Below are 10211 nucleotides of genomic sequence, written 5' to 3'. Positions count from 1 at the left end.
ACCCCGCCAGCCTAGCTCCGGGCGCGCCCGCCAGACAGTGATAGCTGCCCCGGAAATACGGCTGAACGCAGCCCCGCCGGTTGTCACATTGAACCCCGGCGCCGTAATCGGCTGTCCGGCGCGCGTTTCGGTGCACCAGCGTTCTTAGTCAAAATGGTGGTGGCTTGTTGCGTTCGGCGACGTGGGCATCGTTGAGGACCCGTTCGCATTTGATGCGGAGGGCGACCCCGGCGGCTCGGGTGCGTTGCCGGTGGGGCATCATCACGCCGCGGTCACCTATAGTAGTTGCGGGGGTGGGAGGCAAGTCGCCGGTGGTGGTGTTCCAGGCGGGAAAGAAGATTTAGCTGCCGGGGCGGGTGGTGTAGGTCCGTCCGTTGGGCGCGGTCCAGATCACCGTGCCGTCGGGCAGCTGCACATACTTCCGGGCCGTCCAGAACGTTTTCGGGCTCTTCACAATGTGGGGTGTAGTTGGGGTCTGAATCCGCCGGTCTCCGGGAGTGCTCTTGCGATGTAGTTGGTCAGGTTGCGGAATCCGAGGGCGGAGCCGCGTAGGTGTTCGAGGCGCCCGTTGATCGCTTCGGTCGGCCCGTTGGCGGTGCCGGGTCGGATCGAAGTTGGCCAGCACGTCGGCGGCGCGTTTTTTAACGTGCGTCCCAGGGGTGATGACTTCGGCGAGCACGGCGGGGACGCCGTGGCTGATCGACTCGATAAGCGTGCTCATCAGGGTGCGGCCGGTCCGGCGGTCGGGGTGGCGGTAGGCGGTGATCATGCGCTGGTAGATGCCCCAGGTCGCCTCGACCTCGACGTGGGCGTCGGCGGCGAACAACGTCGTCAGCCGGTCTTTCTGCTTGTCGGTGAGCAGCTCAGCGCCGGTGTGCAGGGTCCGCCGCGCGGCATAGAGCGGATCGGCTTTGCGGCCGCGGTGGCCACAGGTGTCGAGTTGGACGCGGCGGCGGCATCCATCCAGCGCCTCGCCGGCCAGCCGGACAACGTGGAAGGGATCCATCACCGCGACCGCGTCGGGCAGTTCCTCGCTGGCGGCGGTCTTAAACCCGGTGAACCCGTCCATTGCCACCACCTCAACTTCGTTGCGCCAGGACTCTTCTCGTTCGACCAGCCAGGCCTTGAAGGCCTGTTTCGAGCGGCCCTCGACCATGTCCAGCAGCCGCGCCGGGCCGGTGCCCTCGCGGATGGCGGTCAGGTCGATAATCACGGTCACGTACTTGTCCCCGCGCCGCGTGTGGCGCCACACGTGTTCGTCGACCCCGATCACCTTGACCCCGTCGAACCTGTCCGGGTCGTCGATCAACACACGCTTGCCTTCGGCCAACACGGCGTCGTTGGCGGTATTCCACGAAACCCCGAGTCCCTCGGCGATACGGGAAACGGTGAGGTGTTGGCACACAACGGCTTCCAACGCCCACCGCAAGCCATGACCTGACTTCGGTCATTTAGTGCGTAGGTCGGCTCCGCTGATTTGGGCGAGGGCGTCGCGTAGGTCGGCGGGCAGTGGATCGGCGGCGGTGAGGGTGTGTTGGCCGGCTCGGATGTCCACGGTGCGGTATCGGCGTGTGGTGCGCACGAATTGCCGGATACTCCAACCGGTTTGGTGTTCGATCCAGTGGCTGACTGCGAGCGCGGCGAACACGATGTTTAGGTGGGCCTCGATGGACTCGCGTTTGTGGTGGTAGATCGGGCGGGCGGCCAGGTCGTGCTTGGACATCCGGAACGCCTTCTCGATCCGCCACAACTGGTGATACGCATCGATGACGAAGTCTGCGGTCTGGCCGGTCAGGTTGGTGGTGTAGCCCTTGATCCCGGCCAACTCGCGGGCTTTGGCTTCTAACTCCCGGTTCACCGACCGGTTCTCGCCGGTCACGGTGATGAACCGGTTGCGTTTGAGGGGGGCCTTCCCGTCGACGGCGGCCTGGGCTTTGGCTACCTGCTCATCGATACCACGCAGGGTGCGCCGGGCCCGGTCAGCACGGTACTGGTAGAAGATGACCCGGTCGGGGATCCCGCGGGCCTTCTCCTTGCTGCTGGCCGGCCAGGCCTGGGTGAAGATGTGCCCGTCAGGGATGTCCTCGCCGGGATGCTTGTCGCGCCATTCGCGTATGACGCCGGGCAGGAACGGGATCCTGGAGCCGAGGATGAAGGTCAGCCCGGCGGCGTAGATCGCTTTCTGGTTGTCCTCGGAGATCATGCCGGCATCAGCGACCACTGTGACATCGGTGAGTTGGTGGGCCTTCTTGAAGGCGTTGATGACGGGCAGCATCGTCTTGGTTTCACCCTTGTCGCCTTCAAATGCGTGTACTGCCAATGGAAATCCAGTCGCATCGGTGAGCAGGCCGATGGTGATCTGCGGTTCGAGCCGACGTTCTTTGGAGAATCCGGGCTCGCGGAATCCGTCGGCCTTATCGGTCTCGAAGTACAGCGTCGAGACGTCGTAGAGCACCAACGACGCCGGCCCCAACGCCGCCTGAACCGCGCACGCCTTGGACAACGCCCGGCCGAAAGCCGCTGTGGCGAACCGCGGCAGGTGCCGGGTCAGGGTGCGGTAGGACACCGTGGCGATACCGGTCTCGGCCAGTACCCGCAGCGAGTCGGCCTTACTGGTCGGCTCGATGATCCGGGCCAGCACCAGATCCCGGAACACCTCATCGGCTCCAGCGGCCCGATCGAAGCCAAGCCGGACATACGCAGCGCACAAGCTGTCCCACAAAAACGCCATCCGCGAAGAGACGATTTCCAAAGAGGCACCGGATATTTCGGTGTCACCGACATCAAGGTCGAGGGTCTGCTGACCTCCAGTAAGTGTCAATGGCCAGGTTGAAGTATCCGCTGGTGGCCAGATAGAAGTATCCACCCCGTGCGGTAGTTCCTAGGTTGGTGTGGGCGTCTCCTTCCGGTGTTTGGCGTCTTTCATGCGGTAGGAGTCACCGTCGGTGATGACGACGGTGGCGTGGTGCAGGAGGCGGTCGAGGATGCTGACCGCGGTGGTCTGTTCGGGCAGGAAGCGGCCCCACTGCTCGAAGGGCCAGTGCGATCCGATGGCCAGCGAGCGGCGTTCGTAGGCGCCGGCGACGAGCCGGAACAGCAACTGGGTGCCGGTGTCGTCGAGGGGGGCGAACCCGAGTTCGTCGAGGATGATCAGGTCGACCCGCAGCAGCGATTCGATGATCTTGCCGACGGTGTTGTCGGCCAGGCCGCGGTAGAGGGTTTCGACGAGGTCGGCGGCGGTGAAATAGCGGACCTTGTGTCCGGCGTGGATCGCGGCGGTTCCCAACCCGATCAGGGTGTGGGACTTGCCGGTGCCGGCGGGGCCGATGATCGCCAGATTCTGTTGCGCGCGAATCCATTCCAGACTCGACAGGTAGTCGAAGGTCTTCGGCGGGATGGAGGAGGCGGCCACGTCGAAGCTCTCCAACGTCTTGGGCACGGGGAACGCCGCGGCTTTGAGGCGGTTGACGACGTTCGAGGCGTCGCGGGCCGCCAGTTCGGTCTCGACCAGCGTGCGCAGAACCTCCTCGGGAGTCCAGCGTTGGGTCTTGGCGGTGATCAGGACTTCGGGTGCGGTGCGCCGCACCGCGGCCAGTTTCAACCGTCGCAACCCGGCATCCAGATCGGCGGCGAGGGGTGGAATCGATTTCGGTGCAACGGGTTCAGCGTCGGTGATGGGTGGCGTCCTGCTCATGGGATCACCTCGCCATCGGCCACGGCGGGGGTGATCCTGTAGGCGTCCAGGGAGCGGGTCGGGGCCACGGGCAGGTCGAGGATGAGCACGTCGCCAGCGGGTCGGGGCTGCGGCGCCCCGGTGCCCGCGGCCAGGATGGAACGCACGTCGGCGGCTCGGAACCGGCGGAACGCCACCGCCCGGTGCAGCGCGGAGACCAGGGCGTCGGTGCCGTGGGCCGCGCCGAGGGCGAGCAGGATCTCCAACTCCGAGGCCAGCCGGGTGTTGCCGATCGCCGCGGCGCCGACCAGGAACGCCTGCGCATCGGCGCCGAGGTCGCAGAACTGCTTCTCGACCATGGTCTTCGGGCGCGGGCCGCGACTGGGTGCTAGCCGGGGTCCGTCGTAGTGCTCATCGAGGATCGAGGTGCCGCCGGGTGCGACGAGTTCGTGTTCGGCCACGATCACCCCGGTGCCGGGCTCCAGCAGACAGATGGCGCCGTGGTCGACGACCACGGCCACCGTGGTGCCGATCAACCGCATCGGCACCGAGTAGCGCGCCGACCCGTACCGGATGCAGGACAGGCGGTCGACCTTGCGCAGCACCGATGGTGCCCCGATCTGCAGTCGCAGGGATGGGAGTGGTTGCAGCAGTTCATGTTCGACGATCAACCGTTCATCGGGAACCGCGCAGATCTCCGAATGGGTCGCGGCGTTCACTTCCGCGCACCACACCTCCGCCGCGGCATTGGCGATACGCAGATCGACCGGTGTTCCGGTGACGGCGGCCTCGGTCAACAGCGGGACGGCAAGATCGTCCTGGGCGTAGCCGCACAGGTTCTCCACGATGCCCTTGGACTGCGGGTCACTCGCATGACAGAAATCGGGAGCGAAGCCGTAGTGACCGGCCAGCCGGACGTAGTCCGGAGTCGGGACGACGACGTTGGCCACGACCCCGCCCTTGAGGCAGGCCATCCGGTCGGCCAGCACCCGCGCCGGGACCCCACCCGCGGCGGCCAGGGCTTCGGCGATCAATGCCAACGTGGTCGAGGCACGCTCGTTGGTGGCGAAGCGCACGAAGCGCCACCTCGAGAACGCCAGCACCGCACAGAACAGGAACAACCCCGGTCCGACTTGAGCCCAGTCGATGACCAGGTACTCACCGGGTTCCCACACGGCTGGACGACGGCCTCGGTGATTGGTGCTGCGCCACAACGCTTTCGCCTCCGCGACGAGGCGGCGGAAGTTACGATCAGAACCCGTGTAGCCCGCCGCACGGGCCTTCGGGAGCAGCCGCTTGGCCGAGATCCGACCCTTCGATTTCTCCACGCGTTCGGCGACCAGATCGGCGACCGCGTCGTAGTTGTGGGCCCGTTCGGCCCGCGGTGGTGGCGGGACGCCGGCCTGGTCGGCCTCGAACTTGTCCACGATCTTCTTGACGGTGCGGTGGGTGGTGCCGCAGTGCTCGGCGGCAGCCCTATACGACCCGAGCTGTTGGTAGGCGGAAATGATGTCCATTCGGTCCTTCGCAGATTTCAATGGAACTCCCCGGTGGTGGCGCTGAGTGGTTGGCGCCTTCACCGTCACCATCGGGGCCCGCAGTTCCTGATCGACACGACGAACACGGGGTGGATACTTTTATCTGGCCAAAAACGGATACCTCGACTTGGCCACCAGTGGGTACTTTTTCATGGCCACGGACAGTAAGCCGCCGTACGGCCGCCGTCTTGAGTGCTTGCAATTCCACCGCGTCATGAGCCGAACCCACATGCTCGATCGAGCGTGCACCGCGCCGCGACGACCACACAATCTGCACCGCTGTCGCCCCCGACTTGGTCCTCACCGTCCGCATATAGGCCACTCCGGCACCCTACGAACCCATCCGTTAGTGCACACATTCCGGCCCCAACGACCACAAAACAGCAGGTCCAAGCGTCGCGCCAACCCCAAACCGGAAAAGTGACCGAAGTCAGGCCTCGCGGATGGCGGTCAGGTCGATAATCACGGTCACGTACTTGTCCCCGCGCCGCGTGTGGCGCCACACGTGTTCGTCGACCCCGATCACCTTGACCCCGTCGAACCTGTCCGGGTCGTCGATCAACACACGCTTGCCTTCGGCCAACACGGCGTCGTTGGCGGTATTCCACGAAACCCCGAGTCCCTCGGCGATACGGGAAACGGTGAGGTGTTGGCACACAACGGCTTCCAACGCCCACCGCAAGCCATGACGCGACAGCTTCGCCCGCGGCTCGGCCGCCGCGCTGGCGTCTTGGCGCCACACGTGCCCGCAGCCTGTGCACCGGTACCGGCGCACCGTGACCAGCAGGGTCGTCGGCCGCCAGCCCCACGGCTCGTGGGACAACCGACGGGTCACCGTATCGCGTGGCGTGCCCTGGCAGCCGCAGCGACGACACCAATCGTCGGGTTCGACGACCAGGCAGGCCAGCACCGCACGCTCGGGCTCGACACGCTGCCCGACTACCTCCAGGCCGAGATCATCCAACCGGCAAAACGTAGTCAAATCAGGGGCAATGAAGATAGCGTCAGCCATGTCGAGGTCTTTCAGATGAGGTGTATAGGAACCTTCATCCTCGGAAGACCATTCCGGCAACGACGCGCCGACCAGCCCTACACCCTCATCTGCGAAGAGCCCGTTTTCAGCAGGTGGTGTTATCGACACGCACACTTGAGATTTGATGCAAATCCGTAAGCTACCCCCGCAGGTGGGGCATTAAAGCTCACCGGTTCCACTCCACCAGCTTCATCCGCACGTCGACACCTGGTCCGAGCTTCTGCTTGAGACCCTGCATAAAACCCCACTGACGCACCGCCTGGTCAGCCAAACGCCGACATAGCCGCTCCACTGCGTCGACCGGCTGGTTTTCATAGTCGATATCACCGCGGGCATCCAACGTGTCCGTCGCGGAAGCAACCGGTACCTCGTTCTCTAACAGCAGCACCGCGAGCTGACGCTTGTCCACCAGCACCACCCACCGCATCTGTGCAGGCAGTTTGGGGAGCGTCGTTTCATCGCTTGCTGCGTACGTCATGTGCGTTCCTGCCTGAGTTCCTTCAGGCCCACGCGGAGACCACCGCCGGACGATGACCTCTGCGGACAGCGTCGCCTCATAGCCGATTCCCCGCAGTGCAGCACTTCCCTGACGCCTCCCCTATTGCTGACCCACGTGGGCGGTGCCGAACCCGCAACGCTTCATGAGATGGGCCATTGAGGACTGCCAATTCGTTGCGGAACTCTCGGATATTTCGCACCTTGGCGAGCTCACTCCCAGACCATCGAAGATGACAAGAATAGACCCCAAAGGAATCCCGCCCCATAGCGATCTCCCTTCCATAAGAACTCGTAGCCTTCGTACGCGGGAAGGATATCGTCGAATAGCGGCCTGTTCTCACGTCGAATACTAGGGCCGAAACGCTCATCGAATTCGAGAATGTCGCAACTCCAAGCGGCCAGTTGGGTCGGAGATTCGACATCGAGCGGTGTGTGCTCGGTGTGAGTGTAACCCGCTGACTCAAGTAGTCCGTTCGCGTCAGCGTGCGCGTTGAATTCAAATCCGGGCCACAACACGCTGTTGTACTTCAGTGATGTGGCGTCCTCGTCGAGAACTCCTAACAGCGTCTTCATATATCGAAACCGCGATATCTCTTCGCTGAGGGCTTCTGCTACCCGATCGTGAATACGTACTGCGCTGTCTAAAGATAGCCCGACCTTGGCCAGCTTGGCATCTAGTAAGCCCTTGGTATCTGCTAAGGACAGTCGCGGCTTCATGGTCATTAGGAGATAAACCTCGAAATCGACTACTGCTGCATACAAAGTTACGTCCATCGCCTACTACTCCACTACTTCGGCAAAAACTGAAAGAGATCGCCCCGAAATACAGAAAGCGTTCCGTCCGGCGCTACCATGATAGCTTCCCCAACCTGCGGGACAACTGGTAGCACCAGCTTTGACCCATTAGGCCCGTCGACAATTCCCGCGGTCTGACCCCACGCCGCTTTCGCCGCGGCGTCGGCCGCCTCCGCGGCCTGTTGCTGATTGCCGATGTGCAATTGATTAAGCCTATCCACCAAAGAATTCAGTCTCGAGCCCTTAGGTACGTGTTCCATGACATCTTTACCGATTTGCGTGGCCTGATCGGTAATACTCGGGCTTGAAGGCGCACTCGGTTGGTTTGATGGGGGCTCGGACCGAGCTGTACCCGGCCGCGTGGGGCCTGGGGCGGGTTCGCCTTCTATGGGTATGCCTAAGTCGTTTAAGCGGGCCCGGATTGCGGTTTGGCGTTCGAGGAGAGGACCGCGCGAGGCGATGCAGGCGTTGTATTGGGCCGGCGGCAGCGGCCCGACGTTTTCGACGCCGCATCGGGCGTTCCACGCCCGTATCTCAGCGTTAACTTTGGCCCATTCTGCGATCGCCTGCTCGGCGCTCATGTCTTTAGGGTCGACCGGCATGGGTGGCGGGGTCGGGTCACGCGGTGGGGGCAAAGATGGTGCCGCCGGCGCCGAGGCTAGCCCTGGCGGGCCGAAGCCCAGCATGTGGACACCGCCGTTGCCAGTCCCGGGTGTCGTAGCAGACGGCGCGGTACCGGCGGGACCGGGGTCGAGTGTGACAGGTGCGGGGGCAGGGGACGATGACTGCGCGGCCGGGGATTGGTGCGCGTGCGGGGATTGCGTCTGCGGCGGATCGGTGGAGGGCAGGTGTTGCGGTGCGTGCTCGTGCCGCACTTGCCCGGGATCGGCAAACTGCGTCGCTGCGGGTTCGGCGGTCGACGGCGACGGGTGGGGTTGGACGTGTGTTAGCGGGGTTGCCGCGGCAGCAGCGGCCGGTGCGCTGATCGCGGTGGCGGCCGTCGTCGAGACCGCGCCCGTGCTGACCGGGGCGGCCATGGCGGCGATCCCCGAACTCGGCCGGGCAGCCAGCGAGGACAGCCAGCCGTCGCCGGTGCCGGCCCCGGCTCCGACGCTGCCGCCGAAGGCAGGCAGGGGGCCGGCACCTGGCGGCAGCGGCACCGGCGGCGCGATGCCCGCCAGCTCGCCGGCCGCTGGTGGGGCTTGCCACGTTGGTGCCGCTGCTGAGGCCGCGGCCTGCGGTGATATGTGCCGTATCAGCGGGCTCGCGCCGGTCAAGGCATCGAGCAGCGACGATGCTGAGGGGGCTGGCGGTGATGGCGGCACCGTCGGATTCGGCGTGTGGGTGGTGGTGATGGCGGCGACCGCCTGGATGTGGCCGCGCACCGCGCCTTCGCCGCCCAGCTCTCCGGCGGAGCGCGCCACGTCGGTGGCGGTCTGCACCTCCTGGCCGGTGAAACGGGTCACCTGAACACGCAGATCGGCGCAGATGGCCTGGGCGGTGGGCTGCCGGGCGTACCAGCCCATCGAGCCCGGCGCATACATCGCGTCGGTGGCCGTCCAGCCCTCGGCGACCGCGAACCCTGACTGGTTGGCCCGCTCGACGGTGGCGAAGATGGAGTGCTTTTGCTGGTGCAGCACGGCGGCCCCGTCCTCGGCGGTGGCCGCTGCAGTATCGAGCAGCTCGGCTTCCTGTTCGGCGGTGATGGCGTGGCGGGCCAACGCGGCCTTCATCGCCTCATCGCCCTGACCCTGCCAGTCCAGCGAGTCGGCCTGGCTCTTGATCGTGCCCACCACCGAGCGGCGGCGCCCCGCCAGCTCGCGCCAGTGCGCGGCATTCTCGGTCAGATGCGACACGGTGTAGCCGCGCAACGCCGACTGGGTGGGGATCACGCGTTACGGGCTGTTCCGGTGATCGTGGTGACCACGTATTTCAGCATGTCCGCGGCATCGGAGTCGGTGGCTTCATAACCGGTCGCCGCGACCTGGGTCATCCCGGCGCTGGTGGCGATCTTAGGGTGCAGGTCGGCAGTGGCGACCTGGACCGCGCCGGTCAGCGGCGGCGAGCACCGTGGGCCACCCGCCAGACGGTTCCAGCGCTGGTGGCGCGGCGTGGAGATCGAAAGCCTCCACGTGCCAGCCGGTGCTGGTCACCCGCAACTGGGCTGGGTTGACGCGAAGGTTGTCGCCCACGCGGGGATTGTAGCGGTGACGCTCACCGGGCGAGAACGTGTGGGACGAGACCACCGGGCGATATCAGGGATACCCGGCGGATGAGCCCGACCTCCTTGATAGCAGTGACGAAAGTTCTCACGCGCAGGGGCAGGGCAGGTCACCGAGGGTCGTCAGGTAGCGACGGTCGCCGGCGGTGTGGTCGCAGGTCTGCCAGCCGTCGCGCAGGTAGTCGGGGTGGGTGGCGAACAGGATGGAGTTTCTAGTTCCCCGGCGTGCATATCGTCGTGGCAGCTGCTGCGGATTCCTGCGACGGTACGGGCCTCGGCCCAGTCTTCGCGGCTGGGGCAGAGCCCGACGCTGATGGGGGCCTGTTCCTATCTTGCAGGTGTTCGCGCGCAATAGCGCTTTGAAACACCCCTATACCGCAACGTTGGATGAGGTTCACGATTGGTTTGTGGTTTGACCTGGTTGTCGATGATCACCCCACGCAGAACGACGAC

5 protein-coding genes and 5 pseudogenes are annotated in these 10211 nt (G+C 65.0%); all 10 read right to left on the bottom strand.

The features are described from left to right. Positions 1-450: 450 nt before the first annotated feature. Positions 451-1432: pseudogene (locus EET10_RS04460) on the bottom strand (ISL3 family transposase); the annotation flags it as partial. A 15-nt stretch (positions 1433-1447) separates the two neighbouring features. After that, positions 1448-2815: pseudogene (locus EET10_RS04455) on the bottom strand (IS1634 family transposase); the annotation flags it as partial. A gap of 66 nt (positions 2816-2881) precedes the next feature. Next, a complete protein-coding gene (istB, locus tag EET10_RS04450) occupies positions 2882-3694 on the bottom strand; it encodes an IS21-like element helper ATPase IstB (RefSeq protein WP_122501800.1) in 813 nt (270 codons plus the stop codon). Next, entirely contained in the window at positions 3691-5211 is a 1521-nt protein-coding gene (istA, locus tag EET10_RS04445) for an IS21 family transposase (RefSeq protein WP_122501925.1), read from the bottom strand. The genes istB and istA overlap by 4 nt, the downstream gene beginning before the upstream one ends. A 166-nt stretch (positions 5212-5377) precedes the next feature. Beyond that, positions 5378-5533, bottom strand: a pseudogene (locus tag EET10_RS30505) (IS1634 family transposase); the annotation flags it as partial. A 114-nt stretch (positions 5534-5647) separates the two neighbouring features. Beyond that, a pseudogene (locus EET10_RS04435) lies at positions 5648-6223 on the bottom strand (transposase); the annotation flags it as partial. A 187-nt stretch (positions 6224-6410) separates the two neighbouring features. Continuing rightward, the gene (locus tag EET10_RS04430) at positions 6411-6722 is read right to left on the bottom strand and encodes a hypothetical protein (protein WP_075509581.1); all 312 of its coding nucleotides are present in this window, start codon (positions 6720-6722) and stop codon (positions 6411-6413) included. A 230-nt stretch (positions 6723-6952) separates the two neighbouring features. Next, positions 6953-7516 (bottom strand): hypothetical protein, encoded by a 564-nt coding sequence (locus EET10_RS04425; protein WP_036398480.1) that lies wholly within the window; start codon positions 7514-7516, stop codon positions 6953-6955. Positions 7517-7530: 14 nt separating this feature from the next. Continuing rightward, entirely contained in the window at positions 7531-9429 is a 1899-nt protein-coding gene (locus tag EET10_RS04420; protein ID WP_246013600.1) for a hypothetical protein, read from the bottom strand. Positions 9430-9870: 441 nt separating this feature from the next. Continuing rightward, a pseudogene (locus EET10_RS31905) lies at positions 9871-10076 on the bottom strand (creatininase family protein); the annotation flags it as partial. Positions 10077-10211 lie beyond the last annotated feature (135 nt).

It is taken from the genome of Mycobacterium pseudokansasii, from assembly GCF_900566075.1.
Classification (GTDB): Bacteria; Actinomycetota; Actinomycetes; order Mycobacteriales; family Mycobacteriaceae; genus Mycobacterium; species Mycobacterium pseudokansasii.
This window is presented reverse-complemented; position numbering and strand designations above follow the sequence as displayed.

Coding starts and splice junctions, on each gene's coding strand:
- istB (WP_122501800.1), bottom strand. CDS start 3,694: ATGAGCAGGACGCCACCCATCACCGACGCTGAACCCGTTGCACCGAAA.
- EET10_RS04430 (WP_075509581.1), bottom strand. CDS start 6,722: ATGACGTACGCAGCAAGCGATGAAACGACGCTCCCCAAACTGCCTGCA.
- EET10_RS04425 (WP_036398480.1), bottom strand. CDS start 7,516: ATGGACGTAACTTTGTATGCAGCAGTAGTCGATTTCGAGGTTTATCTC.